At 74.4% G+C, this 25,641-nt stretch carries 23 protein-coding genes; 15 read left to right on the forward strand and 8 right to left on the reverse strand.

What is annotated here, in order from left to right:
* The first annotated feature begins 14 nt into the window (after nucleotides 1–14).
* The 9 genes from O7622_RS09030 to efeB all read left to right on the forward strand — a co-directional run bounded on the left by O7622_RS09030 (nucleotide 15) and on the right by efeB (nucleotide 10,178).
* Complete coding sequence (locus O7622_RS09030) at nucleotides 15–962, forward strand: hypothetical protein (RefSeq protein WP_282312827.1); 948 nt, start codon at nucleotides 15–17, stop codon at nucleotides 960–962.
* A gap of 199 nt (nucleotides 963–1,161) precedes the next feature.
* Nucleotides 1,162–1,368: a Trm112 family protein gene (locus O7622_RS09035; RefSeq protein ID WP_091418686.1), complete on the forward strand. Its 207-nt coding sequence runs from the start codon at nucleotides 1,162–1,164 to the stop codon at nucleotides 1,366–1,368.
* Nucleotides 1,365–2,561 carry an SIS domain-containing protein gene (locus O7622_RS09040; protein ID WP_282312829.1) on the forward strand — a complete coding sequence of 399 codons (1,197 nt, stop codon included), beginning with the start codon at nucleotides 1,365–1,367 and terminating at the stop codon, nucleotides 2,559–2,561. The genes O7622_RS09035 and O7622_RS09040 overlap by 4 nt, the downstream gene beginning before the upstream one ends.
* A 28-nt stretch (nucleotides 2,562–2,589) precedes the next feature.
* A complete protein-coding gene (locus O7622_RS09045; RefSeq protein ID WP_282312830.1) occupies nucleotides 2,590–3,612 on the forward strand; it encodes a cation diffusion facilitator family transporter in 1,023 nt (340 codons plus the stop codon).
* Nucleotides 3,613–3,616: 4 nt separating this feature from the next.
* Nucleotides 3,617–4,777, forward strand: a complete 1,161-nt coding sequence (gene manA / locus O7622_RS09050; RefSeq protein ID WP_282312831.1) for a mannose-6-phosphate isomerase, class I — start codon at nucleotides 3,617–3,619, stop codon at nucleotides 4,775–4,777.
* A 290-nt stretch (nucleotides 4,778–5,067) separates the two neighbouring features.
* On the forward strand, nucleotides 5,068–6,567 hold the full coding sequence (gene ahcY, locus O7622_RS09055) for an adenosylhomocysteinase (protein WP_282312832.1): 1,500 nt from the start codon (nucleotides 5,068–5,070) through the stop codon (nucleotides 6,565–6,567).
* A gap of 187 nt (nucleotides 6,568–6,754) precedes the next feature.
* Nucleotides 6,755–7,699, forward strand: coding sequence for an iron uptake transporter permease EfeU (gene efeU / locus O7622_RS09060; RefSeq protein WP_282312833.1), 945 nt, complete (start codon nucleotides 6,755–6,757; stop codon nucleotides 7,697–7,699).
* A 29-nt stretch (nucleotides 7,700–7,728) separates the two neighbouring features.
* Entirely contained in the window at nucleotides 7,729–8,859 is a 1,131-nt protein-coding gene (efeO, locus tag O7622_RS09065) for an iron uptake system protein EfeO (protein ID WP_282312834.1), read from the forward strand.
* Entirely contained in the window at nucleotides 8,856–10,178 is a 1,323-nt protein-coding gene (efeB, locus tag O7622_RS09070) for an iron uptake transporter deferrochelatase/peroxidase subunit (protein ID WP_282312836.1), read from the forward strand. Before efeO ends, efeB begins: the two co-directional genes overlap by 4 nt.
* 7 nt (nucleotides 10,179–10,185) lie before the next feature.
* Here the strand turns inward: efeB and O7622_RS09075 are convergent, their stop codons facing one another.
* The gene (locus O7622_RS09075) at nucleotides 10,186–11,139 is read right to left on the reverse strand and encodes an RDD family protein (RefSeq protein ID WP_282312837.1); all 954 of its coding nucleotides are present in this window, start codon (nucleotides 11,137–11,139) and stop codon (nucleotides 10,186–10,188) included.
* Nucleotides 11,140–11,180: 41 nt separating this feature from the next.
* Between O7622_RS09075 and O7622_RS09080 the strand changes: the two genes are divergently transcribed.
* Nucleotides 11,181–12,134 carry a stage II sporulation protein M gene (locus tag O7622_RS09080; protein ID WP_282312838.1) on the forward strand — a complete coding sequence of 318 codons (954 nt, stop codon included), beginning with the start codon at nucleotides 11,181–11,183 and terminating at the stop codon, nucleotides 12,132–12,134.
* Here the strand turns inward: O7622_RS09080 and O7622_RS09085 are convergent.
* From O7622_RS09085 to O7622_RS09105, 5 genes are read right to left on the reverse strand one after another with little or no spacing between them, the layout of a single operon-like run.
* The gene (locus tag O7622_RS09085; protein ID WP_282312839.1) at nucleotides 12,112–13,422 is read right to left on the reverse strand and encodes a DUF58 domain-containing protein; all 1,311 of its coding nucleotides are present in this window, start codon (nucleotides 13,420–13,422) and stop codon (nucleotides 12,112–12,114) included. The genes O7622_RS09080 and O7622_RS09085 overlap by 23 nt on opposite strands.
* Entirely contained in the window at nucleotides 13,419–14,396 is a 978-nt protein-coding gene (locus O7622_RS09090) for a MoxR family ATPase (RefSeq protein WP_282312841.1), read from the reverse strand. The genes O7622_RS09085 and O7622_RS09090 overlap by 4 nt, the downstream gene beginning before the upstream one ends.
* On the reverse strand, nucleotides 14,393–15,694 hold the full coding sequence (locus O7622_RS09095) for a DUF4350 domain-containing protein (RefSeq protein WP_282312842.1): 1,302 nt from the start codon (nucleotides 15,692–15,694) through the stop codon (nucleotides 14,393–14,395). Before O7622_RS09095 ends, O7622_RS09090 begins: the two co-directional genes overlap by 4 nt.
* Nucleotides 15,691–16,278, reverse strand: coding sequence for a DUF4129 domain-containing protein (locus tag O7622_RS09100; protein WP_282312844.1), 588 nt, complete (start codon nucleotides 16,276–16,278; stop codon nucleotides 15,691–15,693). The genes O7622_RS09095 and O7622_RS09100 overlap by 4 nt, the downstream gene beginning before the upstream one ends.
* Complete coding sequence (locus O7622_RS09105; RefSeq protein WP_282312846.1) at nucleotides 16,275–17,120, reverse strand: hypothetical protein; 846 nt, start codon at nucleotides 17,118–17,120, stop codon at nucleotides 16,275–16,277. Before O7622_RS09105 ends, O7622_RS09100 begins: the two co-directional genes overlap by 4 nt.
* A gap of 214 nt (nucleotides 17,121–17,334) precedes the next feature.
* On the opposite strand from O7622_RS09105, the gene mtrA reads away from it, so the two are divergent.
* The 5 genes from mtrA to raiA all read left to right on the forward strand — a co-directional run bounded on the left by mtrA (nucleotide 17,335) and on the right by raiA (nucleotide 23,195).
* The gene (gene mtrA / locus O7622_RS09110; RefSeq protein ID WP_013284210.1) at nucleotides 17,335–18,024 is read left to right on the forward strand and encodes an MtrAB system response regulator MtrA; all 690 of its coding nucleotides are present in this window, start codon (nucleotides 17,335–17,337) and stop codon (nucleotides 18,022–18,024) included.
* A 13-nt stretch (nucleotides 18,025–18,037) separates the two neighbouring features.
* Nucleotides 18,038–19,792 (forward strand): MtrAB system histidine kinase MtrB, encoded by a 1,755-nt coding sequence (mtrB, locus tag O7622_RS09115; RefSeq protein ID WP_282312849.1) that lies wholly within the window; start codon nucleotides 18,038–18,040, stop codon nucleotides 19,790–19,792.
* Nucleotides 19,789–21,588 carry an LpqB family beta-propeller domain-containing protein gene (locus tag O7622_RS09120; RefSeq protein ID WP_282312850.1) on the forward strand — a complete coding sequence of 600 codons (1,800 nt, stop codon included), beginning with the start codon at nucleotides 19,789–19,791 and terminating at the stop codon, nucleotides 21,586–21,588. The genes mtrB and O7622_RS09120 overlap by 4 nt, the downstream gene beginning before the upstream one ends.
* A 7-nt stretch (nucleotides 21,589–21,595) precedes the next feature.
* Nucleotides 21,596–22,300, forward strand: coding sequence for a phosphoribosyltransferase family protein (locus tag O7622_RS09125; protein WP_282312851.1), 705 nt, complete (start codon nucleotides 21,596–21,598; stop codon nucleotides 22,298–22,300).
* A 250-nt stretch (nucleotides 22,301–22,550) separates the two neighbouring features.
* The gene (gene raiA / locus O7622_RS09130) at nucleotides 22,551–23,195 is read left to right on the forward strand and encodes a ribosome-associated translation inhibitor RaiA (protein ID WP_282312852.1); all 645 of its coding nucleotides are present in this window, start codon (nucleotides 22,551–22,553) and stop codon (nucleotides 23,193–23,195) included.
* 41 nt (nucleotides 23,196–23,236) lie between these two features.
* Here raiA and O7622_RS09135 read toward each other — a convergent pair whose 3' ends face one another.
* Both O7622_RS09135 and O7622_RS09140 read right to left on the reverse strand, forming a co-directional pair.
* On the reverse strand, nucleotides 23,237–24,343 hold the full coding sequence (locus tag O7622_RS09135; protein ID WP_282312853.1) for a GNAT family N-acetyltransferase: 1,107 nt from the start codon (nucleotides 24,341–24,343) through the stop codon (nucleotides 23,237–23,239).
* A complete protein-coding gene (locus O7622_RS09140) occupies nucleotides 24,340–25,497 on the reverse strand; it encodes a GNAT family N-acetyltransferase (RefSeq protein ID WP_282312854.1) in 1,158 nt (385 codons plus the stop codon). Before O7622_RS09140 ends, O7622_RS09135 begins: the two co-directional genes overlap by 4 nt.
* Nucleotides 25,498–25,641 lie beyond the last annotated feature (144 nt).

Here is a 25,641-nt window from a genome sequence, read left to right on the forward strand (position 1 = left end):
ACGGTGAGGTGGAGATGTCGGCAGGGCGGCACGCGGCGCGGTGGGTCATGGTCGGCGCGCTGCTGGGTGGCCTGATCGCCGTCCCGGCGTCACCGGCATCGGCCCGGGACGACCGGGTGGGACTGCGGTCGGCGAACAGCTTCACCGCCGGTGGTCCGCCGGGCACGGTGGCGGTCGAGGTGCGCAAGCGCACGGACGGCTGCGTGCAGTTGCGTACCGCGGTCGGGCTCCGGTTGGAGGGCCTGCGGGCGGACCAGGTCCGGGTGCAGGTGGCATCCGGGGGCCGATGGGTGCCGGTGCAGGTCTCCGGGGACGGCGCCGTCGCCACCGCCGCGGTCGCGCCGGTCGACCGGCCGCTTTGCCAGGGCAAGGGCGTCACCGTGCGCTACCGGGTGTCCTTCCTGGCCGGCGCCGCCGGCGGGCGGCTGGAACTGGCCGGTGAGGCGAGCGCCGCGAACGGCGACGTGCTCGGCCGGGCCGGTGGGTCGGCCCGGCTGGTGGGCGCCCCGCGGACCCCGAGCCCCAGCCCGTCCCGTAAGCCCTCGCCGACGCCCAGCGCGAGCGAGACCACGCCGGCCGAGGCGACCGACACGTCGCCGGTGGCCGCCGCCGTCGCCCCGGCCACCGCCGCGGCCGACGACTCGTCGTTCGGAGGTTCCATGATCATGTGGTTCGGTATCGGGCTGGTGCTCGTCGGCGCCGCTCTCATCGTCCTGCTGCTGCGCCGCAACCGCGCCGACCGCACCGGCGGCGGCCCGGACGCCGGGCTCCCGCCGGTCCCGCTGCCGCGCAGCACCACCACCTACCGCTCCGGCACGCCCGGACCGGCCCCCTCGGTGTACGGGGGCGCGACGCCGCCCCGCCCGGCCGGCAACGTGTACGGCGCACCCGCGCCCGCTCCGACGCCGCCGGCCCCGCCCGCCGGGGACGCGACGAGCGTCTTGCCCCGCTTGCCGGACTGAGCCGGAACCCGACCCGGTCCCGGGGTTACCGTGACTGTGGGTGGTCATGCCGTGACCCGGTAGCCGCCACCTGCCCGGCCGGAGGACGGAACACCGGGGCCGAACGGGGCCCGGTGCCGGGGCCGCTCGGCCGATAAGATCGCGTGCGCCGATCGGCACCGCCGACCGGTGAGACCGCATACGTGGAAGGAGCCGCGCCGTGGCCCTGGACCCGCAGTTGCTCGACATCCTCGCCTGCCCGGACACGCACCACGCCCCGCTCGACTACGACGCGCAGGCGCAGACGCTCACCTGCACCGAGTGCGGTCGCATCTTCGAGGTCCGGGACGACGTCCCGGTGCTCCTGCTGGACGAGGCGCGCGGTGGACCCGCCGCCGACGAGGCGCGGGGCGGGTCGTCGCGGTGATGGAGGGTACGGCCGGGGTAAGCGGCCACCGGCACGCCGACGAGGCCCTGCTGAACGACGCGGCGCAGCTCTCCGAGCGGGATCCGGGCGGCATGCTCCGGTTCACCGCGTCCGGGGGTGCCCAGGTGCGCGAGTCGGCGGCGCTGGCCGCCGAGGCGAACCTGTCAGTGCTCGCCGACGACGGGCGACCCCGCGCTGTGGTCATCGCCGGTATCGGCACCGCCGGGCGTACCGGTGACGTGCTGGCCACCGTCGCCGGGCCGCGCTGCCCGGTGCCGGTCATCCCGCACCGCAGCGCCGGTGTGCCGGGCTGGGTGGGCGCGGCGGACGTGGTCATCGCGGTGAGCGCGTCCGGCCGCAGCCCGGAGGCGCTGGGCGCGGCCGAGGCGGCGCACCGGCGCGGTGCCCGGCTGGTCGCGGTCGGCGCGCCCGACTCGCAGCTCCAGTCGGTGGCGGAGCGCGCTCGCGCGCCGTTCATCCCGGTGCCCCGGCGCGCGCCGGCCCGGGCCAGCCTCTGGGCGCTCACCGTGCCGGTTCTGCTGGCCGCCCGTACCCTCGGGCTCGTGAAGGTCAACGAGGCGGACCTGGCCGAGACGGCGGCCCGGCTGGACGCCGACGCCGATCGATGCCGGCCGACCGCCGAGTCCTTCGTCAACCCGGCGAAGTCGCTGGCGCTCGGCCTGTCCGGTTCGATCCCGATCGTGTGGGGTTCGTCCCCGCTGGCCACCGTGGCCGCCCGGCGGTTCGGTGACACGTTGTCCGCGAACGCCCGCTACCCGGTGGTCACCGGTGCGCTGGGCGAGGCGGGCCGGGGCCGCGTCGGCCTGCTCGACGGCGTGTTCGGCGGCCTGGCCGAGGGCGAGCGGGACATCTTCGCCGACCCGGGCGACGACGAGTCCGACGGCACCCGGCTGCGGCTGGTGCTGCTGCGTGACGGCGGGCTCAACGCCGACGACGACACCGACGAGCCGCTGGCGGTCGAGGAGCGCCGCGCGGACGCGGTGCAGACGCTCGCCGAGCGGCGCGGGGTGCGCTGCGACGTGGTGACCGCCGAGGGCGGCTCCGCGCTGGAGCGGCTCGCGTCGCTGGTGGCGGTTCCCGACTTCGCCTCGATCTACCTGGCCCTGGCACACGGACTGGACCCGATGGCGGTACCGGCCATCACGGAGATGAAGGAGCTGGCAAACCAGTGAGCACACGGGGCATCGAGCGAGGCGGGGAATGAGCGCAAACGGGGGCACGAAGGCGATCGTCGCCGCCCTGGCGGCGAACCTCGGCATCGCCGTCACCAAGTTCATCGCGTTCGCCCTCACCGGCTCGTCGTCGATGCTGGCCGAGTCGATCCACTCGGTGGCCGACTCGGGTAACCAGGGCCTGCTGCTGCTCGGCGGCCGGCGGGCCAAGCGGCAGGCCACGCCGCAGCACCCGTTCGGGTACGGCCGGGAGCGTTACATCTACGCCTTCATCGTGGCGATCGTGCTGTTCAGCATCGGTGGCCTGTTCGCGCTCTACGAGGCGTACCACAAGGCGTCCGACCCGCACCCGATCGACAGCTGGCAGTGGGTGCCGGTGGCGGTGCTGGTCGCGGCGATCGTGATGGAGAGCTTCTCCTTCCGTACCGCGATCAAGGAGTCCAACCTGGTCCGGGGCAACCAGACCTGGGTCCGGTTCATCCGCCGGGCGAAGGCGCCGGAGCTGCCGGTGGTGCTGCTGGAGGACCTCGGCGCGCTGGTCGGTCTGGTCTTCGCGCTGTTCGGCGTCGGCATGACGCTGATCACCGGCAACGGCATGTGGGACGCGGCGGGCACCGCGATGATCGGTGTGCTGCTGGTGGTCATCGCGATCACGCTGGCGATCGAGACCAAGAGCCTGCTGCTCGGCGAGGGCGCCGAGCAGAGCGAGCTGGACAAGATCGAGCAGGCCGTCACGAACGGTCCCGAGGTCGAGCGGATCATCCACATGAAGACGCTCTACCTGGGCCCGGAGGAGCTGATGGTGGCCGCGAAGATCGCGGTGCCGGCCTGGGAGACCGCCGAGGACCTGGCCCGCGACATCAACGCGGTCGAGGCGCGCATCCGCCGCGAGGTGCCGACCGCCCGGGTGATCTACCTGGAGCCGGACATCTACTCGCCGGAGGCCGAGCGGGCGGGCACCGGGCGGGCGGCGAAGACCGCCGCCCCGGAGGCCGTTACCGGCGGCGAGGCGCACCCCGCCGACGAGGTGGCCGGGCGGCCCGGGAGCTGAACCGATGGAGTTGTTGCAGGGCCGGATCCGTGACTACGCCTGGGGCTCGCGCACCGCGATCGCCGAGTTGCAGGGGCGGCCGGTGCCGAGCAGCGGGCCGGAGGCGGAGCTGTGGCTGGGCGCCCATCCGGGTGCCCCGGCCACTGTGCAGCGCGCCGGCCGACCGGTCAGCCTCACCGAACTGCTGGTGGCCGAGCCGGGCCACTGGCTGGGGGAGCGGCTGGTCGGCCGGTTCGGCACCCGGCTGCCGTTCCTGCTGAAGGTGCTGGCCGCCGACGCGCCGCTGAGTCTCCAGGCGCATCCGGACGCCGAGCAGGCCCGCGCCGGGCACGCCGCCGACGTGGGGCGGGTCAACTACGTCGACCCGTACCACAAGCCGGAGTTGCTGGTGGCGCTCTCGGAGTTCGACGCGCTGTGCGGCTTCCGCGATCCGGGGGAGTCGGCGGCGGCGATCGCCGCGTTCGGCGTACCCGCGCTGGAGCCTGTGGTGGCGGCGTTGCGCGACGGGCCGGCGGGGCTGCGGGAGGCGGTACGCCTGCTGTTGAGCTGGCCCCGGGCGGAGCGCGCGGGGCTGGTGGCGGCCGTGCTGGCGGCGGCCGAGGCCGGGCCGGCCTCGGCGGACGCCGAGCTGGTCCGCACGCTCGCGTCGGGCTATCCGGCCGACCCGGGCGTGGTGGTGGCGTTGCTGCTGCACCACGTCCGGCTGGCGCCCGGCGAGGGCATTTGGATGCCGGCCGGAAACCTGCACGCCTACCTGCGCGGCACCGGCGTCGAGATCATGGCGGCCAGCGACAACGTGCTGCGCGGCGGGCTGACCCCGAAGCGGGTCGACGTGGACGAGCTGCTGCGGGTGCTCCGGTTCGAGGTGCTGACCCAGCCGGTGCTGCGGCCGGAGCAGGTGGAGCCGGGGGTGCTGACCTGGCCGGTGCCGGTGGAGGACTTCGCGCTGCACCGGGTCGAGGTGGCCGCCGGGACGCCGGGGGTGCGGCTGACGCTGCCCGGGCCGCGGGTGGTGCTCTGCCGGGCTGGGAAGCTGACCGTTGACGACGGCGTGGGCGTGGTGACGCTGGACGCGGGTCAGGCAGCGGTCGGTGCGGCGGCCGGTGGCCCGCTGACGGTGTGCGGGGCGGGCGTGGCGTTCGTCGCCACTTGCGGCATGCACTGAACCGCGCAAGTCCGACTTTCCCGAAATAGCTTGACGGTCACGCTGCGTGGTGTGACTCTATGGGTACGCAGCGTTGTCGCGACGAAGGTCCGGTGACGTGCGGGGGAACCAAACCGGGGGGATGCGCGGGGCGGCCGGGCCATGGGTGGAAAGTCCGCTCACGACCGACCGCCCCGCGCGCTGTCCGCCGACCGGCCGATCGCGCGGTCGGCCAACCGGGCACGGGCCGAGTGGCCCGCGAGCGTAAGGTGGAAGGCTGCGCGCACCACCATCGTTCGACAGGAGCTTCCATGACCAGCACCCTCCCGGCGGCCTCCAGCGGCGCGTCGTCGCAGGCCCGGCCGAGCACCCTCGCCGAGGGCGACTACAAGGTGGCGGATCTGTCGCTCGCCGCGTTCGGGCGCAAGGAGATCCGGCTCGCCGAGCACGAGATGCCCGGCCTGATGGCGATCCGGCGTGAGTTCGCCGAGGCCCAGCCGCTGGCCGGCGCCCGGATCACCGGTTCGCTGCACATGACCGTTCAGACCGCCGTCCTGATCGAGACCCTTGTCGCGCTCGGCGCGCAGGTCCGCTGGGCGTCCTGCAACATCTTCTCCACCCAGGACCACGCCGCCGCCGCGATCGTGGTCGGCCCCGAGGGCACCCCGGAGGCCCCGGCCGGCGTGCCGGTCTACGCCTGGAAGGGCGAGACGCTGCCGGAGTACTGGTGGTGCACCGAGAGGGTGCTGGCGTGGCCCGACGGGCAGGGCCCGAACATGATCCTGGACGACGGCGGCGACGCCACCCTGCTCGTCCACAAGGGTGCCGAGTTCGAGAAGGCCGGCGTCGTGCCGCCGGTCGAGTCCGCCGACTCCGAGGAGTACGCGGTCATCCTCGAACTGCTGCACCGCTCGCTGGCCGAGGACGGCCGGCACTGGACCCGGATCGCCGCCGGCATCAAGGGCGTCACCGAGGAGACAACCACCGGCGTGCACCGGCTCTACGAGATGCACCGCGCCGGCACGCTGCTCTTCCCGGCCATCAACGTCAACGACTCGGTCACCAAGAGCAAGTTCGACAACAAGTACGGTTGCCGCCACTCGCTCATCGACGGCATCAACCGCGCCACCGACGTGCTGATCGGCGGCAAGATGGCTGTCGTCATGGGCTACGGCGACGTGGGCAAGGGCTGCGCCGAGTCGCTGCGCGGCCAGGGCGCCCGGGTCGTGGTGACCGAGGTCGACCCGATCTGCGCGCTCCAGGCGGCGATGGACGGCTACCAGGTCGCCACGCTCGACGACGTGGTGGAGCAGGCCGACATCTTCATCACCGCGACCGGCTGCTTCGACGTCATCACCAACGAGCACATGGCCCGGATGAAGCACCAGGCCATCGTGGGCAACATCGGCCACTTCGACAACGAGATCGACATGGCCGGCCTGGCCAAGCGCAGCGACGTGACCCGGGAGAACATCAAGCCGCAGGTCGACGTGTGGCGGTTCGACGACGGCCACGCCATCATCGTGCTCTCCGAGGGCCGCCTGCTGAACCTGGGCAACGCCACCGGCCACCCGAGCTTCGTGATGTCGAACTCGTTCGCCAACCAGACGATCGCCCAGATCGAGCTGTTCACCAAGACCGAGGAATACCCGATCGGCGTCTACGTGCTGCCCAAGCACCTGGACGAGAAGGTCGCCCGGCTGCACCTGGACGCGCTCGGCGCGAAGCTGACCACGCTGACCAAGGAGCAGGCCGCCTACCTGGGCGTCTCGCCGGAGGGCCCGTTCAAGTCGGACCACTACCGCTACTGAGTTCCACGCTCCCGAAGGGACCGGGGTCGGCCGCCGCGCGGCCGTCCCGGTCCCTTTCGCGTACGGGAGGGAGTCCGGCGGATGTCGAACCGAGTGACGTTACCCGGATCAGCTTGACGTTTGCTGTGAACAGGAGCAAGGTGAGGCTGCCCTAAGTTGCTGAGGCAAGCCTGACTACGGAGTACCCATGTTCGCCACGTACCTGATCGGCCTGCGCGAGGGCCTGGAAGCGACGCTCGTGGTCAGCATCCTCGTCGCCTTCCTGGTCAAGTCGCAGCGCCGGGACCGGCTGCCGCAGGTGTGGGCCGGCGTCGGCCTGGCCGTGGCGCTCTCCGTCGGCTTCGGCTCCCTGATCCAGTACACCTCCACCTCGCTGCTGCGCACCTTCGAGTCGCGCGAGCTGTTCGAGGCGGTCACCTCGGTCGCCGCCGTGGTCTTCGTGACCTGGATGATCTTCTGGATGCGCCGGGCCGCCCGCACCATCGCCGGTGAGCTGCGCGGCAAGCTCACCGACGCCCTCGCCGTCGGCTCCCTGGCGGTCGCCGGCATGGCATTCCTCGCCGTGGTCCGCGAGGGCCTGGAGACCGCGCTGATCTTCTACGCCGCGGCCGAGAGCGCGGCCGGCGGCACCGGGCCCGGCTCGCTGCTCGCCCTGGCCGGGGGCATCGCCACCGCCGTCGTGATCGGATTCCTGCTCTACCGCAGCGCGGTGCGGATCAACCTGAGCCGGTTCTTCACCTGGACCGGCGCGCTGCTCATCCTGGTCGCCGCCGGCATCCTCAAGTACGGCGTGCACGACTTCCAGGAGGCCGGCGTGCTGCCCGGCCTGAACGACCTGGCCTTCGACATCTCGAACACGCTCGACCCGGGCTCCTGGTACGGCGCGCTGCTCGCCGGCATGTTCAACGTCACCGCCGCGCCGACGGTGCTGGAACTGGTCGCCTGGGTCGCGTACGCGGTGCCGGTGCTCGTCCTCTTCCTGCGCAAGCCGGGCCGGCCCTCGAAGCCGGTGCAGCCCGCTGAGCCGGTTCAGCCCGCCCGGTCCACCGAGCCGGCACAGCCCGACGAGCCGGCCGCCGGCACGTCCGCCGCGCCGGCCGACGTCGCCCCCGCTCAGTCCCCCCGATCCTGATCCGCCCGTTTCCGAGGAGACCCCGCACGATGCGTACCACTCGACTCGCCGCCCCCGCCACCGCCGGGCTGCTCGCCATCGCCGGACTGGCCGGCTGCGGAGGCGGTGACGACGCCGACGCCACGAACGGCGGGCCGATCGCCGTCAAGGCCACCGACACCGTCTGCGAGGTGGGCGACACCGAGATCGACGCCGGTCAGGTGACGTTCAAGGTGACGAATACCGGCTCCAAGGTCAACGAGTTCTACGTCTACGCCGCAGGTGACCGGGTGATGGGCGAGGTGGAGAACATCGCTCCCGGGCTCAGCCGCGAGCTGCGGGTCGAGCTGACCGCCGGCACGTACGAGACGGCCTGCAAGCCGGGGATGAGCGGCCGGGGCATCCGGGGCGCGCTGAAGGTCTCCGGAACCGCCGCGACAGTCGCCCCTGACGCCGCGCTGGCCCAGGCCACTGAGAGCTACCAGCGGTACGTGCGCAGCCAGACCGCCGCGCTGCTGACGAAGACCGAGGAGTTCGTGGCCGCGGTCAAGGCGAACGACGTGGCCAAGGCCAAGGCGCTGTACCCGGTGGCGCGCACCTACTGGGAGCGGATCGAGCCGGTGGCGGAGAGCTTCGGCGATCTCGACCCGAAGATCGACGGCCGCGAGGAGGTGGTCGAGGAGGGCATGGAGTTCACCGGCTTCCACCGGATCGAGAAGGACCTCTGGACCACCGGGGACGTCAGCAAGGACGGCGCGATCGCCGACCGTCTCCTGGTCGACGTGAAGGCGATCGTCGCCAAGGCGGACGCCGAGAAGCTCACCCCGCTCCAGCTCGCCAACGGCGCCAAGGCGCTGCTCGACGAGGTCGCCAGCGGCAAGATCACCGGCGAGGAGGAGCGTTACTCGCACACCGACCTCTGGGACTTCAACGCCAACCTGGAGGGCTCGAAGGCGGCGATCGCGGCGCTGCGCCCGGCGCTGGAGCAGCGCGCGCCCGACCTGGTGAAGCAGCTCGACAGCGAGTTCGCGAACGTGGAGGCAACCCTCGGCAAGCACCGGGACGGCGACGGCTGGAAGCTGCACACCCAGCTCGGCAAGGCCGAACTCAAGGAGCTGTCGGACGCGGTGAACGCGCTGGCCGAGCCGGTCAGCAAGGTTGCGGCGGCCGTCGCGCGATGACCGGCCCGGCCGGTGGTGACGCGACGAGCGAGCCGAACCGCGAGCGGATCGGCCGCGGCCTGTCCCGGCGCCGGGCGATGACCCTGGCCGGCGTCGGCGTGGCCGGGGTGGCGGGCGTGGCGGGCGGGGCGGGCGCGCTGCTCGCCGGCGGGAACGAGGCGTCAGCGACCGGATCGGCCGCCGGTTCCGTGCCGTTCCTCGGCGAGCACCAGGCCGGTATCACCACCGCCGCTCAGGACCGGCTGCACTTCGTCGCGTTCGACGTGGTCACGAAGGACCGGGACCGGCTGGTCGCGATGCTGCAGGAGTGGACCGCCGCCGCGGCCCGGATGACCACGGGCAAGGACGCCGGGGTGATCGGCGCCGTCGGCGGTATGCCCGAGGCCCCGCCGGACGACACCGGCGAGGCGCTCGGACTGCCCCCGTCGCAGCTCACCCTCACCGTGGGCTTCGGGCCGACGCTGTTCCGCGACGCGCAGGGCCGGGACCGCTTCGGTGTCGCCGCCCGCCGTCCGGCCGCCCTCGCCGGTCTGCCGCACTTCGCCGGGGACGCGCTCAGGCCGGAGCTGTCCGGCGGCGACCTCTGCGTCCAGGCCTGCGCCAACGATCCGCAGGTGGCGGTGCACGCCATCCGCAACCTGGCCCGGATCGGCATGGGCGTGGTGAGTGTCCGCTGGTCGCAGCTCGGCTTCGGGCGTACCTCGTCGACGTCGCGGGACCAGGCCACGCCGCGCAACCTGTTCGGCTTCAAGGACGGCACCGCCAACCTCAAGGCCGAGGACGCGGGCCTGCTCCGCGACCAGCTCTGGGTGCAGCCCGGTGACGGCCCGGAGTGGATGACGGGCGGCTCCTACCTGGTCACCCGGAAGATCCGGATGCTGATCGAGACGTGGGACCGCAGCCCGCTGGCCGAGCAGGAGATGATCGTCGGGCGGACCAAGGGCAGCGGCGCGCCGCTGGGCCGGCGGGACGAGTTCGACGAGCCGGACTTCGCCGCGAAGGGCGACGAGGGCGAGCCGCTCATCGCCGACACCGCGCACGTACGGCTGGCCCACCCGGACGCGAACAGCGGTGCCCGCCTGCTGCGCCGCGGCTACAACTTCGTGGACGGCTCGGACGGGCTGGGCCGGCTCGACGCCGGTCTGTTCTTCATCGCCTACCAGCGGGATCCGCGCCGGCAGTTCGTGCCGATCCAGACCCGGCTGGCCCGCAACGACGCGATGAACGAGTACCTGCGGCACGTCTCCAGCGGCCTGTTCGCCTGCCCGCCCGGCGTACGCGACGCCGCCGACTGGTGGGGGCGAGGGCTGTTCGGCTGAGCCCGGCTCAGCGGCGTACCGGATCGGGGGCGGCCTCCGGCGCCGCGGACCGCAACCGGTCGACGGCCGGCGCGGCGGGACGCAGGGCGGCCGGCGCGACGGCCGAGGGCGGGACCAACTCCGGCCAGAGCGTGGCGGTGACCGCCCGGGCGCGGCCCAGCCGGAGCGCGGCCCGGCGCCCCCGCTCGGCCAGCACGGCGGACAGGTAGACCCAGTCCGGCGCGGACCACGGCGGAGGCGGCGAGGTGACCGCCGCGGCCTCCACCCACAACGCCCGGCCCAGCCGGGAACGGTCCGGCTCGGCGAGCTGAGGCAGCCGGTCCAGATACTGCCGGACGGCCAGCGCCAGCCCGTCGTCGAACCGGGTCAGGTCGAGCGTGGTCGCCCAGACCAGCAGCGGCGGCGGAGCCGGCGGCAGCGGCCGCCACAGCGCGGCGCCGCGACTGTGCACCACGAGCGTGCCGGCGACCAGGTCACCCAGCCGGCGACCGCGCGGGTCGGTGAGCATCACCGTGACGCTCGCCGCCCAGCTCAGCAGCGGCAGCACCAGCCCGGGCCACTCCACGGCGACGCCGACGAGCGCCCGGGTCAGCGACTGGCCCACCCCCACCGGGCCGCCGTCGGCGCGTACCACCCGCAGCCCCACTGCCAGCTTGCCCACCGTCCGGCCACCGGCGAAGCGCTCCATCACCACCGGATAGCCGAGCAGGACCAGCACCATCAGCACGACCTGGAGCGCGCCGGCCAGCGCGGCGTCGAGGACGTCGCCCAGCAGGGCGAGCGCCACCATGGCCAGCACTGCGCCGAGCAACAGGAACAGCACGAGCTGGATCACGGCGTCGATCAGCAGGGCGAGCACCCGGGAGCCCAGCCGGGCCACCCGGACGTCCAGCTCCACCGCCTCGCCGCTGACCAGACCGGCGTCGGCCCAACTGGGCGGTGGGGGAGGTTGCGCGCGCACCCCGACAGTGAACACCATGGACGCCGGACGGGGGAGGACGAGTGGATCTCGACGCGTACGTGGCCGAGCACGGCGCCGAATGGCGGCGGCTGGAACACCTGACCGGCCGGCGTCGCCTCGACGCGGCCGAGGTCGACGAACTGGTGGCGCTCTACCAGCGCAGCGCCACACACCTCTCCGCGCTGCGCGCCCGGGCACCCGAGCCGACGCTGGTGAACCGCCTGTCCCACCTGGTCCTCGCCGCCCGGGCCCGGGTCACCGGCCGCCCCCGGCCGTCCTGGGCGGCGGTGGGCCGGTTCCTGGCCGCCGACCTGCCCGCCGCCCTCTACCGGGCCTGGCCGTGGTGGTGCGGCGTGGCCACGGCGTTCAGCGCCCTGAGCGCCTTCCTCATCTGGTTCGTCGCCGGTAACCCGGACACCGCCGCCGCGTTCGTCGGCCCCGAGGCGGCCCGGCAGCTCGTGGACTCCGGTTTCGCCGGCTACTACACCGAGTTCGCCGCGCCCACGTTCGCGTTCCACCTCTGGACGCACAACGCCTGGCTGGCCGCCCAGTGCCTGGCCGCCGGCGTGCTCGTGGTGCCGGTGCTCTGGCTGCTGTGGCAGAACGCGCTGAACATCGGCGTGGTCGGCGGCGTGATGATCTCCTACGGGCGGGCGGACGTCTTCTTCGGCATGATCACCCCGCACGGGCTGCTGGAGCTGACCGGCATCTTCGTCGCCGCCGGGGTCGGCCTGCGGACCGCCTGGGCCTGGATCGCCCCGCCCGCGCACCTCGGACGCGGCCGGGCTCTCGCCGAGGCGGGACGGCTCGCCGCCGTGGTCGCGGCCGGCCTGGTCGGCGTCTTCGCCGTCTCCGCGCTGATCGAGGCGTTCGTGACCCCGGCGCCGGTGCCGATCCCGCTGCGGGTGGCCGCGGGCGCCGCGGTGTGGCTGGCCTTCCTGGCGTACGCGCTGGTGCTCGGCCGGCGCGCGGTCAGAGCCGGCCGAGGGACTTGAGCCGCAGATAGGTGTCGGCGACGGCCGGGGCCAGCCGGTGCCCGGGCACGTCCACCACAGTCACGCCGTAGCGCGACAGGGCGGCGCGTACCCGGTCCCGTTCGGCCAGCGCCCGCCACGCCGAAGCGGCCGCGTACGGGTCGTCCGGGCCGGCCGGGGTGGCGGTGGCGAGCCGGTTCAGCACCGGGTCGCCGGCCGCGGCCAGCACCACCCGGTGCCGGGTCGCCAGCCGGGGCAGCACCGGCAGCAGCCCGTCGCCGATCGCGCCCGCCTCCAGCGCGGTGAACAGCACCACCAGGCTGCGCTGCCGCTCCCGGCGCAGCACCTCGGCGGCGATCAGCTCGAAGTCGGTCTCGGCCAGCGCGGGCTGCAACGGCGCCACCGCGTCGACCAGCCGGGCGAGCAGCGCCGGACGGCCGCTGCCGGTCACCCGGGCCCGGATCTCGGTGTCCGCCGCCAGCAGGTCCACCCGGTCACCGGCCCGGGCGGCGAGCGCGGTGAGCAGCAGCGCCGCGTCGATGGCGGTGTCCAGCCGCGGCTCGTCGCCGAGGCGTACCGCCGACGTGCGGCCGGTGTCCAGGACGCAGACCAGTCGCCGGTCCCGCTCCGGGCGCCAGGTGCGTACCAGCACGTCGGCGCGACGGGCGCTGCCCCGCCAGTCGATCGAGCGGACGTCGTCACCCACCGCGTACTCGCGCAGCGTGTCGAACTCGGTGCCCTGACCGCGCCCCCGTGTCACCTGCACGCCGTCGATGACCCGCAGCCGGGCCAGCTTCTCCGGCAGGTGCCGGCGGGAGTCGAAGCGGGGCAGCACCCGCAGCGTCCACTGTGGCGTCGCGGGTTGTCCGGCGCGCTGCCGGGCGCCCAGTCGCATCGGCCCGAGCGAGCGTACGGTCAGCGCCACCGCCGGCCGGTCGCCGCGCCGGGTCGGGGTGAGCCGGACCGGCAGCGTGGCGGTGCCACCGGGCGGCACGGTGAGCAGGCGGTCCGGCGGCACGTCGGGGCGCGCCCCGGCCGACGGCACCCAGGCGTCGCGTACCTGGGCGTGGAGCGTGCGACCGGTGGGGTTGGCCAGGTGCAGCGTGACGGTGGCGGTGCCGCCGAGGCGGACCGTCCGCTCCCCGGACCGGGTCATCGTGAGCGCGTCCGGCGGGACCGCCATCGCCCGGTCGAGCAGCACCAGCAGCAGCACCGTCGCGGTCAGCACGGCGACGCCGAGGAACGGCGCCGGCCAGGCCGGCAGGGTCAGCGCGCCCGCGCCGAGCAGCAGACCCGCCCGCCAGGTCATCGCGGCGTCGGCACGGTGGCCAGCACCGAGTCCAGCACGGCTTCCACAGTCACGCCCTCAAGCTCCGCCTCCGGACGCGGGCGCAGCCGGTGCCGCAGCGTGGGCCGGGCGACCGCCTTGACGTCGTCCGGGGTGACGTGGTCGCGGCCGGCCAGCCAGGACCACGCCTTGGCGGCGTTGAGCAGCGCGGTGGCGCCCCGGGGGGACGCGCCCAGCTCCAGCGCCGGGGCGGACCGGGTGCCCCGGCACAGGTCCACGATGTAGCCGAGCACCGGCTCGGCCACGTGCACCATCCGCACCTCGGCCCGGGCGGCGGCCAGGTCCGACGCGCCGGCCACCGGGCGTACGCCAGCGGCACGCAGGTCGCGCGGGTCGAAGCCGGCGTGGTGCGCCCGCAGCACGCCCAGCTCCTCCTCGCGCTCGGGCAGCGGCACAGTCAGCTTGAGCAGGAATCGGTCGAGCTGCGCCTCGGGCAGCGGGTAGGTGCCCTCGTACTCGACCGGGTTCTGGGTGGCCGCGACGATGAACGGGTCGGGCAGCGGGCGGCGCTCGCCCTCGACGGAGACCTGCCGCTCCTCCATCACCTCCAGCAGCGCCGACTGCGTCTTGGGCGGGGTGCGGTTGATCTCGTCGGCGAGCAGCAGGTTGGTGAAGACCGGTCCCTGCCGGAACGTGAACGCGGCGGTGCGCTGGTCGAAGATCAGCGAGCCGGTGACGTCGCCGGGCATCAGGTCGGGGGTGAACTGCACCCGCTTGGCGTCCAGGTCGAGCGCGGCGGCCAGCGTCCGCACCAGCAGCGTCTTGGCCACTCCCGGTACGCCCTCCAGCAGCACGTGCCCTCGGCAGAGCAGGGCGATCACCAGGCCGGTGACCACGGCGTCCTGCCCGACGACGGCCTTGGCGACCTCGGCGCGCAGCCGGTGCAGGGCGGCGCGGGCGCCGGACGGGGCGGTGGTCGTGACGGGTCCGGTCACCGGGGGTCTCCTTCGCTGGGATGCGGGGCCAGGGTACGGGTCAGGGTGTCCAGTTCGCGGGCCAGCTCCAGCAGCTCGCGGTCCTTCTCCGGGGCGGGGCCGTAGAGCAGGTCGGCCACCCGTTCCGGGTCGGCGCCGGCGCGCTCGGCGACCCGGGCGGCCACCTCGCCGTCGGGCGTGCCCGGGGGCAGGTTGAGCCGGGTCGTCAGCCGGTCCAGCGCGGCGGCGCGCAGCGTCCCGGCGACGGTGTCCCGGGCGCCCGCCCGGCGGTAGAGCCGCGCCCGGCCGCGTACCGTCTCGGCGGACCGGACTGTCACCGGCAGCGGCTCCGACACCGGCGGCCCGAGCCGGCGGGCCCGCCAGAGCACCACGAGCAGGCCGGCCAGGGCGAGCTGCACCAGGAGGGCCCAGAACCACTGCGGGAAGGCACCCCAGAGCGGGTTCTCCCGCGGCGGGTCGGCGCGGTCGGGCGGGTCGGGCCGTTCCGACCTGCCGCTGCCGGCCGGGGCGGGTTCCTCGGTGAACGGCTCCGGGGACCAGCTCGGACCGGTCGGGGCCGACGCCGGCTCGGGCAGGTCGAGCCAGACCAGCGGGCGGTCGCCGCCGAGCAGGCCGGTGGCGAGGGCCTCGTTGCCCCACTCGCCGATCCGGTCGTTGCGGAACGGGTCGCTGGCGCCGGCCAGCACCACCTCGACCCGGCCGGGGACGCGCAGCAGCGCGCCGCCGTAGCAGTGGTCCACCTCGGCCGGTCCGGCGTACCGCTGGAGGTCGATCGCGGCCGTGCCGGCCCGGACCGCCTCGGGCAGCGGGCAGGGCGTGCCGTCGGCGTCCGGCGGCACCGCGCGGGCGGCCCAGCGCCCGCCGGCCGGTTCGACCGGGGTGTCCAGCTCGGCGAGCACCCGCCGGGACGGCTCGACGAGCACCAGCCGGCTGCCGGGCGGCAGTGTGGTCAGCCCGTCGAGCAGGTCCGGGTGCACCAGGCCGGGCGCGGGCACGAACAGCGTGCTCGGCTCGGCACCGGCGGTACGCAGCGCCGCCGCCAGATCCGTCTCCCGGCGTACCGGCACGCCCTGCGTCCGCAGCGCCTCGGCGAGCCGGCTGGCGCCGTCGTCGTCGGTGGCGACCGGGGACAGGAAACCGGGCTCGTCGGCGTCGGGCCGGTCGGCCGCGCGCAGCACGAGCGTGGTCACGATCACCAGCACCGCGAGCCCGAGCGGGACGAGCAACCGGTACGGCCGCCGGCGCGGCGCCGCGGTGGTCGCTGTCGTCGTGGTCTCCGGTACGACAGTGGCGGTCACCGCGGCTCCTCCCCGGTCAGCTCGCGACTCAGGTCGGTGGCGAGTTCACGCATCCGCCGGTCGTGCGCGGCGGTGGCGGGGCGCCGGGCGTACCAGAGGTCGGAGAAGATCTCCCCGGCCGCGTGCAGCGTCGGCCGGACCTGAGGCCGGGTACGGGCCGCCGCCTCGGTCAGCTCGACGACGGTGAGCCCGGGGCGGGGCTCCACCACCTGCCGGAAGACCAGGAGCCGGACCATCTCGCGCAGCCGTTCCCGGACCGCCTCGGCGTACCGGCCCTCGGCCGCCAGCCGGTCGGCCAGCCCAGGTCCGGCCGCCGCCGGTTCCGGCGGCCGGGGCGCGGGCAGGCGTACCGGTGGCGGTTCGGTGCGCTTCCGGCGGGCACGCCGCCGCCGGAAGCGGGGCAGCCTCAGCCGGGGCAGCCGTGGACGCCGCCACCGGGGGAGAGCGAACCGGGGCACCCAGGCCGGGAAGAAGTACCAGCCCAGCGCCACCAGCAGCGCGACCGCCAGCAGGATCAGCGCGACCAGCGGCAGCGGCACCACGTCACCGAGGGCCGCGACCGTCTCGGTCCACCACCGGCTCACCGGTGCGCCGCCAGCAGGACCGGTTCGGGTACGCCGGCCGGTGCGCGGGAGAGCCGGATGTCCAGCCCTTCGGTGCGGATCCGGGTCTCCAGGTGCAGCACCGCGTCCAGGCAGGCGAGCGCCGGGTACGCGAGCGCGTTCACAGCGGTGAACGCGGCGATCGTCAGCGGCAGCGCCCAGGCCGAGACGTCGAACAGGCCCAGCATGGTGAGGCCCTGGTAGACGCCCAGCCCGATGCCCAGCCGGATCAGCCACCAGCCCAGGTAGCCCAGCAGCCGGATCGCGGCGGCCCGGGCGCCGACCCGGCCGGCCAGGCGTACCGCCCGCCAGGGCGCCAGGTGGGCGGGCACCCCGTCCAGCACCAGCACCGGCACCACCAGGCCGAGCAGCGCGTACGCCGGGAACCAGCCCGGCCCGGTCAGAGCGGCGGCGGTGACTGTCAGCCCGACCAGGACGGCGGCCGGCAGCGCCACGCCGAGCCGGGTGCCGCGCAGCAGCTCGGACGGCCCCGGACGGCGCCCCAGCAGCGCCGCGCCGGCGCCGCGTGCCGCAGGGGCGCCGAGCAGCGCGACGATCGCGGCCTCGGTGCCGGCGCCGGCCGCCAGCAGCAGCCAGTACGCGGGGAGGGAGTCACCGAACTCCGCAGGCCACCAGAACGGCGGTTCCGCCCCGGCGAGCATCCGCAGCGGGTGGAGCACCGCCTGTTCGGCGAGGGCCAGCAGCAGGGCGATCGGGACGAGTACCCGGGCCTGGTCGCGCAGCAGCAGCACGGCCGCGTCGAGCAGCTCGCCGACGGTCAGCGGACGGCGCGGCAGCACCGCGGTCGGGCCGGCGTCGGGCACGCGTACTCCTGGGCGGGGCGAGCGGAGGTGGCGGGCGGGGCGACGCCCGGGGGATCATGGTTGCACGGCGGGTCCGCATCCGGTGGACCCGTCCGCCCGGCGCGCCACGCTGGGCGGCCACGCCGACTTGCTGTGGTGCGCGGGGCCGCTCGGCGCTACGGTCTCGTGGAGACGCCGAACACTCCAGACGAACGGGGATGGAACGATAAACCCCATGAGAGCCCGGGTACTCGTGGTCGACGACGACCCCGCCCTCGCCGAGATGCTCGGCATCGTGCTGCGCAGCGAGGGCTTCGTGCCGTCCTTCGTCGCGGACGGCGAACGGGCGCTGGCCGCGTTCCGCGACAACCGACCCGACATCGTCCTGCTCGACCTGATGCTGCCGGGCATGAGCGGCATCGACGTGGCCCGGGCCATCCGGGGCGAGTCCGGCGTGCCGATCGTGATGCTGACCGCCAAGAGCGACACGGTCGACGTGGTGCTCGGGCTGGAGTCCGGCGCCGACGACTACGTGGTCAAGCCGTTCAAGCCCAAGGAGCTGGTGGCCCGGATGCGGGCCCGGCTGCGCCGGGGCGAGGACGTGGCGCCGGAGATGCTGACCATCGGCCCGCCCGGCAACCAGATCACCATCGACGTGCCGGCCCACACGGTCAGCCGCGACGGCGAGGAGGTGAAGCTGACGCCGCTGGAGTTCGACCTGCTGGTCGCGCTCGCCCGCAAGCCGCGTCAGGTCTTCACCCGCGAGGTGCTGCTGGAGCAGGTCTGGGGCTACCGCCACGCGGCGGACACCCGCCTGGTCAACGTGCACGTCCAGCGGCTGCGCGCCAAGATCGAGCCGGATCCGGAGCGACCCGAAATCATCCTCACCGTGCGGGGCGTGGGCTACAAGGCGGGTACCGGATAGCCTGGTCAGCACTGTGGTGACCACCCCGCTGCCCGACCCGCCGACCGCCGCGCCCCGCCGGCTCCACGCCGTGCGGGCGCTCTGGCTCGCCCTGACCGGCCGGGTCGCCCGGCTGGTGGCCGCCGTGCACCAGGCGTGGCGGCGGTCGCTCCAGGTCCGTGTGGTCACCATCACGCTGGTGGCGTCGAGCCTGCTGGTGGGCGGTTTCGCCTATCTGATCGCCGACAAGATCACGAGCATCCTGCTGGAGAACGCCGAGACCGACGTGCGGCTGCGGTTGAGCAACGGCAGCGAGTACGCGGCCAAGCAGTTCAACCTCTACAGCCAGCCGCAGGAGGCGCAGCTCCAGAACACCATCGACGGCACCGTCAACTACCTGGCCGGCGGAGACCCCACCCAGACCAGCGGCGTGGTGGTGGCGATCACCGCCGACAACTTCGCCGAGTTCATCGAGCCGCGTACCACGCCGGAAGTGCCGGTGGGCGCGGTGATCGGCGACGAGCTGCGGGCCACAGTCGCCTCGGGCAAGGTCGCACACCAGATCCGTACCGGCTCGCTCGGCGGCGAGCGGACGAAATATCTGGTCTACGGCTCCCCGGTGCCCACCAAGTTCGGGCAGGTCGAGCTCTACTACCTCGTACCCCTGGCCCGGCAGGACGCGACGGCGGCCGACGCCCGGGCCACGGTGGTCGCCACCGGCGTCGCGCTGGTGCTGCTGCTCGGCCTGCTGGCCGCCCTGGTCACCCGGCTGGTGGTGACGCCGGTACGGGTGGCCGCGCGCACCGCGCAGCGGCTCTCCGCCGGCCTGCTCGACCAGCGCATGGTGGTCTCCGGCGAGGACGACCTCGCCCTGCTGGCCGCCTCGTTCAACCAGATGGCGACGAACCTGCAACGGCAGATCCTCCGGCTGGAGGAGATGTCCCGGCTGCAACGCCGGTTCACCTCCGACGTCTCGCACGAGCTGCGGACACCGCTGACCACGGTCCGGATGGCCGCCGACCTGATCTTCGCCGAGCGCGACGAGTTCGACCCCGCTGTGGCCCGCAGCGCCGAGCTGCTCCAGGCCGAGCTGGACCGGTTCGAGGAACTGCTCACCGACCTGCTGGAGATCAGCCGGTTCGACGCCGGCTTCGCGGTGCTGGACAGCGAGCCGACCGACCTGGTGCCGGTGGTGCACCGGGTGACCGAGCGGCTGGCCGGGCTGGCCGAGCGGGTCGGGGTGACCATCGAGCTGGACCTGCCGGACACTCCGGTGATCGCCGAGGTCGACCCGCGCCGCGTCGAGCGGGTGCTGCGCAACCTGGTCGGCAACGCGGTCGAGCACGGCGAGGCCAAGCCGGTACGGATCACCCTGGGCCAGGACCAGAGCGCGGTGGCGATCACCGTGCGGGACCACGGCGTCGGCCTCAAGCCGGGGGAGGAGAAACTGGTGTTCAACCGCTTCTGGCGGGCCGACCCGTCGCGCGCCCGGCAGACCGGCGGCACCGGGCTGGGCCTGTCGATCAGCCTGGAGGACTCCCGCCTGCACGGCGGCTGGCTGGAGGCGTGGGGCGCGCCGGGGCAGGGCGCGCAGTTCCGGCTCACCCTGCCGGCCCGGGCCGGGGACCGGCTCACCACCTCCCCGCTGCGGCTGGTGCCGGCCGACGCCACGGTGCCGTTCGGCGGCCCCCGCGACGGTGGGCTGCCCGCCGTCGGGCCCGGCGGCGGCGTCGCGGCGCTGACCGCCGGATCGGCCGGCGGGGGCGACCACGCGGAGGCGCGGCCGTGAACCGCCGCGTCCTGGCCCTGTTGCTGACCGGCGCGCTGCTGCCGGCCGCGCTCGCCGGATGCGGCATCCCGGACCAGACGGACGTGCAGGTGGACGGCTCGGTGCCGGCCGCCGAGTCCGGGGCGCTCAACGGCAGCCCGGCCCGGCCGCCCGAGCCGGCCGACAGCAGCGAGCCGGTGCCGTTCATCGAGAACTACCTGCGGGCCGCCGCGGCAGGGGAACGCGATCAGGCGTACGCCCGGGCCCGGAAGTTCCTCGCCGCGGAAGCCCGCGACCTGCTTCCCGGCAAGCCGCAGACCAGCGAGGTCGAACTGACGGTGGTGCGGCTGCGGGAGAAGCCGGAGAGCACGCCGCCCAACAACCAGGGCACCAGCACCGTGACGCTCAAGGTGCAGCAGGTGGGCGTGCTGCGCGCCGACGGCACGCTCGGCCCGCCGGTGGCGAGCGAGACGCAGTACGCCTTCGAGCTGCGCCGGGCCGAGCCGGCCGGCACCGGCCTGCTGATCACCGAGTTGCCGAACGTGCTGCTGGCCAGCGACTCGGCGATGCGCGAGTACTACCGTCCCCGCACCGTCTACTTCTGGAACACCGACCTGACCCGGCTGGTGCCGGACCAGCGTCACCTGCCCTCGTCGGCGCCGACCGAGCGCCGGATCACCGAGGTGATGAAGTGGCTGGCCGACCGCCCGTCGGACTGGCTGGCCCCCGGCGTGACCGGGCTGCCCGACGGCACCCAGCTGATCAACAATGCGACCGGCGCCGACGGCCACTGGGAGATCAACCTGAACATGCCGGGCGCCAACGAGCAGCGGCTGACCCGGCTCGGCACCCAGCTCGCCTGGTCGCTGTCGGACCTCGACGGCCAGGTCGACCTGAAGATCCAGAACCAGAAGCGGCTCACAGTCGACCTGCGGCGGGAGCGCGTCTCCACCGCCGCCTATCCACGCGGCGGCGATCCGATGCGGTTCGCCGTCTACGACGGCGCCGTCCGCCCCCTGGCGTTCGGCGACGAGTCGCGGGCCGCCGTGCCGCTGCCGCCCGCGGAGAACCGCAACGTGGTCTCCGCGTCGCTCGCCCGCGCCGACGACCAGGTGCTCGCCGCGCTCGTGGTGACCGGGTCGGACAACCGCAGGCGGCTCAAGGTGGGCACCGGTCCGGAACCGGTCGCGATGCTCAGCCCCGGCGACCGTACGTTCCGGGCGATGAGTCGTCCCACCTGGCTGCGGTCGCTGAACAAGGCCCGCCCGGCCGGTCTGGTGGCGGCAGACGGCCGGCTCTACCGGTTCGACGGCGCGGGCCGGACGAGCGAGATCCCGCTGTCCGTTCCGGGGCCGGTGACGGCTGTGGCCGGTTCCCTCGACGGCCACCGGATCGCGCTGGCCTCCGGCGGCGCGGTCTTCGTCGCCGCGGTGAGCGTCGACGGTGGCGTGGTCAGCCTCGGACAGCCCCGCCGGGTGACCACGCTGCTCACCGGCGTGACGGTGGTGGACTGGGTGGCGGAGAACGAGCTGGCGCTCGCCGGCAACGAGGCGGACCGGCGTTCGGCGATCCACCAGCTCAGCGTCGACGGTGCCTGGGAGACCCCGCTGGCGGTGGAGATCGGCGCCCCGGTGACCCAGCTCGCCGGGTATCCGGGCGGCGGCGACCGCGGCCTGGCCGCGTTCTCGTTCATGTTCGAGACGGACGGGGCGGCCTGGCGGAACAACCCGTTCGACTACGTGAAGCGGGAGCAGGTGCTCGACGTTCCGTCGGGCAGCCGGGCGACCAACCCGACCGCACCGTTCTTCCTCTACTGAGCCGTCGGTGCGTGACGTGGGCGGGCTCTGGTCGGACCTGACCGACCTGGTGCTGCCCGCCGGGTGCGCGGGCTGCGGCGCGGGATCGGTACGGCTGCGGCACGGCTTCTGCAGCGGCTGCGTGCGGGAGCTGGAGTCGCTGCGTCCCGCACCGGCCCGGCCCGATCCGGCCCCGCCCGGCCTGCCGCCCTGCGTCGCGCTCGGCCCGTACGGCGGCGCGTTGCGCGAGGGGCTGCTGGCGTACAAGGAACGGGGCCGGCACGGGCTGGCCCGGCCGTTGGGCGCGCTGCTCGCCGAGGTGGTCGCGGTGGCGGCGGGGCAACCCGGCCCGGTGGCGCTGGTGGCGGTGCCCGACACCGCTCGCGCCGCCCGGGCCCGCTACGGCGACCACCTCGACCGGCTGGTCCGGCCGGCGGCGGCCCGGTTACGCGCGGCCGGCTGGCCGGTACGCGTGCTGCGCCCGCTCCGCGCCCTGCCCCGGACCGACTCGGTGGCGCTGGACAGCGCCGGGCGGGCCGCCGCCGCCGAGGAGGCGTTCCGGTTGCGCCGCCCGTCGGCCGGCCACCGGAAGGGCGAGACGGTCGTGCTCCTCGACGACATCGTCACCACCGGCGCCACGCTGGCGGCGGTGAGCCGGATGTTGCACCGCGCGGGAATGACGCCAAAGGCCGCGGCGGTGCTCGCCGCAACGCAAAAACGGCACCGTCGGTGACGCTTCGTGTATCCGTTTCACCCCATGGTGTATGAGCTGTTAAATTTCGCGACCGCCTTCGGCAACCAGGGGTGACGGGTGGCCGAACAGGAGTTAGCGTTTCGGTGTCGGGGGTAGTGAGGGTCAAACCTTCCCCCGGCATTGGAAGGAGGCGTAGCCGAACAACACCGGTCGACGCCGAGCGGGGCCCTCCCGGGGTGCGTCGACCGGATGATCCGGACCGAACGACCGTCCGAACAAGGGAGGTCACGTGGACATCGTGGTCAAGGGCCGTAACGTCGAAGTGCCGGACCATTACCGGGTGCACGTAGCCGAGAAGCTCGCGAAGATCGAACGCTACGACCAGAAGCTCATTCGCGTGGACGTCGAGTTGTTCCACGAGCGCAATCCACGCCAGGCGGACACCTGCCAGCGGGTGGAGATCACGTGCGTGACGCGCGGCCCGGTGATCCGGGCCGAGGCCTGCACGAACGACTTCTACAGCGCGCTCGACGCCGCCATCGCCAAGCTGGACACGCGATTCCGCCGCGCGGCGGACCGTCGCCGGGTACACCGCGGACGGCACGCGCCGATCTCCGTGGCCGCCGCGACCGCCGGCCTGCCGGTGGCCGACCTCGACGGGCCCGGACTGGCGGCCCTCGACGGCCACGGCACCGCCACAGCGGTCGCGGAACGCCCCGGCGAGAGCGGCTACACCGAACCCGACGACCAGCCGTGGCACATCGCCCGGGCGAAGGTCCACCCCGCCGAACCGATGACCGTCGACGACGCGCTGTTCCAGATGGAACTGGTCGGCCACGACTTCTACCTGTTCCAGGACAAGGAGTCCGGCCGCCCGAGCGTGGTCTACCGGCGGCACGCGTACGACTACGGGATCATCCAGCTCGACACGTGACCCCTTGACCGCTGAGGACGGGCCCCGCGCGGGGCCCGTCCTCAGTTCTCGTCCGTGGCCAGCCGGCCGTAGACCACCGAGTCGACACGGGCGCCGTCCGGGCCGGGCAGCCGGCCGCGCAACAGCCCCTCCCGCCGGAAGCCGGCCCGTTCCAGCACCCGCTGCGAGGCGACGTTGTCCGGCCGGGTGCCGGCCCACAGCCGGGCCACCCCGATGCCGAACGCCCACCCGGCGACCAGCCGGACCGTCCGGGCCGCCAAGCCGCGCCCGCGCGCCTCGGGCAGCAGGCTGTAGCCGATCATGGCCTGCCCGGTGGCCGGCTCGTCGTGGAACAGCGCGCAGCCGCCGACGACAGTGCCGGTGACCGCGTCGACGATCGCCAGGTCGGCGGCCTCGCCGGTCAGCCAGCGGCTCGCCGCCAGCCGGCAGCGGCGCGCGAGCGCCGCCCGCTCCGGCACCACCGGCGGCACCCGGTTCGCCACCACCTCCGGCAGCGAGTGCAGCCGGTACAGCACGTCCGTGTCGGCCGGCGCCACCGGGCGCAGCGTCACCACGCCATCGGTGAGCCGGCCGTCGGGCAGGTCCGGCAGCAGGCGGGCCACCGGCCCGGGCGGGTCGTCGGCCAGCCGCACCCAGGCGATCAGATCCTGGCGTACGCCGTCGCCGTCCACGCCCGCCGCCCGGCGTACGCCCTCGTGCCGGTAACCGCAGGCGAGCGCGATGCGCTGGCTCGCCACGTTCTCCGTGCGGGTGAGCAACTCCAACCGGGCCGCACCGGCGGCGAACGCCCGCCCGGTCAGCAGCCGGGTGGCGGCGGTGGCCACGCCCCGCCCGCGCGCCGCCGCTCCCACCCAGTAACCGATCTCGTACGTCGCCCGCTCCGCGCCGAGCCGGGTCAGCCCGATGCTGCCGAGCAGCCGGTCGCTCGCCGGGTCGGCGATCGTGTACGCCGCACCGCCCGCCGCCCGCGCCGCGGGCGCGCCCTCGGTGACCCACCAGCGGGCGGCGTCGGAGTCGTACGGGTCGGGCAGCAGGGGCATGAACCGGCGGATCTCCGGATCGGCGCACCCGGCCACCATCTCGGGCACGTCCGCGAGGAGGCACGGCCGCAGCCGTACGCCGTACCCCTCGATCGTCTCGGGGGTCACGCCAGGTCGCCCGGCAGCAGGCCGCCGATCCAGACGTCCTGCCGCTCGCCGCGGTGCTGGACGCCGCCGCGCAGCGTGCCCTCGACGGTGAACCCGGCCTTCTCGGCGGCCCGCCGCGAGGCGGTGTTGCCCACATTCGCCCGCCACTCGATCCGGGCCAGGCCGAGCGTGGTGAAACCCCAGGCGCAGACGGCGGCGAGCGCGGCCGGCAGGTAGCCACGGCCGCGGGCGTGCGGCGCGGTCATGTAGCCCACGTCGGCCACGAGGGGGTCGTTCGGCAGCAGGCGCAGGTCGATCGAGGCGAGGTAGCGGTCGTCCGGGTCGGCCACGGCGAACGTCACGGCTGTTCCCCGCGCCCAGGCCGGGCGCACCAGGTCGCGCAGGAAGCCCTCGGCGTGCTCCGGCCGGTACGGGTGCGGCACCGTGGTCCAGCGGACGGTCTGCTCGTCCTGGCAGGTGCGGGTCACCTCGGCCAGGTCGCGTTCCTCCAGCGCGCGCAGCCGCAGTTCGGTGTCCCCGGCGGTGGCGAACAGGACCGGCTGCGGGCGGCCGAAGACCGCCGCCCGGCGGGCCTGGAGCGTGTCCGGACCGTAGGGGACAGGGTCGCCGGGCGCGGCCAGCTCGGCCGGGAGGAGGGAGCCGATCCAGCCCTCCGGGCGGCCGCCGGGGCTGGGGTGGGCCAGCCGCAGCTCACCATCGATCCGGAAGCCGGCGCGCAGCGCGACCAGCCGGGAGGCGTGGTTGCCGATCTCGGCCTGCCAGGTGAGCCGGCACAGCTTGAGCGCGTCGAACGCCCAGCGGGCGAGCGCGCGGGTGGCGCGGACCGCGACGCCCCGGCCCCGCGCCCACGGCGCGGTCCAGTAGCCCACCTCGGCCGAGTCCAGCGCGCGATCGACGGAGACCAGGCCGATCGAGGCGAGCAGCTCGCCGGTGCCGGCCTCGCAGACCGCGAACTGCGCCGCGGTGCCCTCGGCCCAGGCGGTGGCGCTGATCGTGGTGACGAACTCGGTCGCGTGCTCCGGCAGGTACGGGCGAGGTACTGTGGTCCAGCGCTGGATGTCCGGATCCTGGCAGGCGCGGTGCACCGCGTCGGCGTCCTCCGCGCGCCACGGGCGCAGCAGCAGGCCGTCCTCGATGATCTCGACAGGCTCCATTCGAGCCATCGTGCCGGATCGTTCGCGCACGGCGTAACCCGATTAGCGACCGGTGGCGCGCGGTCGCGGCGTTATGTCGGTTTCCGGAGCCCGGACCGCCGCCACCAGTGACCATCGTCGCGCCGGAGCGCCTACGATGGTTCG

It is taken from the genome of Micromonospora sp. WMMD1076 (assembly GCF_029581475.1).
Taxonomy (GTDB): domain Bacteria; phylum Actinomycetota; class Actinomycetes; order Mycobacteriales; family Micromonosporaceae; genus Micromonospora; species Micromonospora aurantiaca.

Bases quoted from the DNA above. Each gene is read 5' to 3' on its own strand.
- O7622_RS09030 (WP_282312827.1), top strand. From the start codon at position 15: ATGTCGGCAGGGCGGCACGCGGCGCGGTGGGTCATGGTCGGCGCGCTG.
- O7622_RS09045 (WP_282312830.1), top strand. From the start codon at position 2,590: ATGAGCGCAAACGGGGGCACGAAGGCGATCGTCGCCGCCCTGGCGGCG.
- manA (WP_282312831.1), top strand. From the start codon at position 3,617: ATGGAGTTGTTGCAGGGCCGGATCCGTGACTACGCCTGGGGCTCGCGC.
- ahcY (WP_282312832.1), top strand. From the start codon at position 5,068: ATGACCAGCACCCTCCCGGCGGCCTCCAGCGGCGCGTCGTCGCAGGCC.
- efeU (WP_282312833.1), top strand. From the start codon at position 6,755: ATGTTCGCCACGTACCTGATCGGCCTGCGCGAGGGCCTGGAAGCGACG.
- efeO (WP_282312834.1), top strand. From the start codon at position 7,729: ATGCGTACCACTCGACTCGCCGCCCCCGCCACCGCCGGGCTGCTCGCC.
- efeB (WP_282312836.1), top strand. From the start codon at position 8,856: ATGACCGGCCCGGCCGGTGGTGACGCGACGAGCGAGCCGAACCGCGAG.
- O7622_RS09085 (WP_282312839.1), bottom strand. From the start codon at position 13,422: ATGACCTGGCGGGCGGGTCTGCTGCTCGGCGCGGGCGCGCTGACCCTG.
- mtrA (WP_013284210.1), top strand. From the start codon at position 17,335: ATGAGAGCCCGGGTACTCGTGGTCGACGACGACCCCGCCCTCGCCGAG.
- O7622_RS09140 (WP_282312854.1), bottom strand. From the start codon at position 25,497: ATGGAGCCTGTCGAGATCATCGAGGACGGCCTGCTGCTGCGCCCGTGG.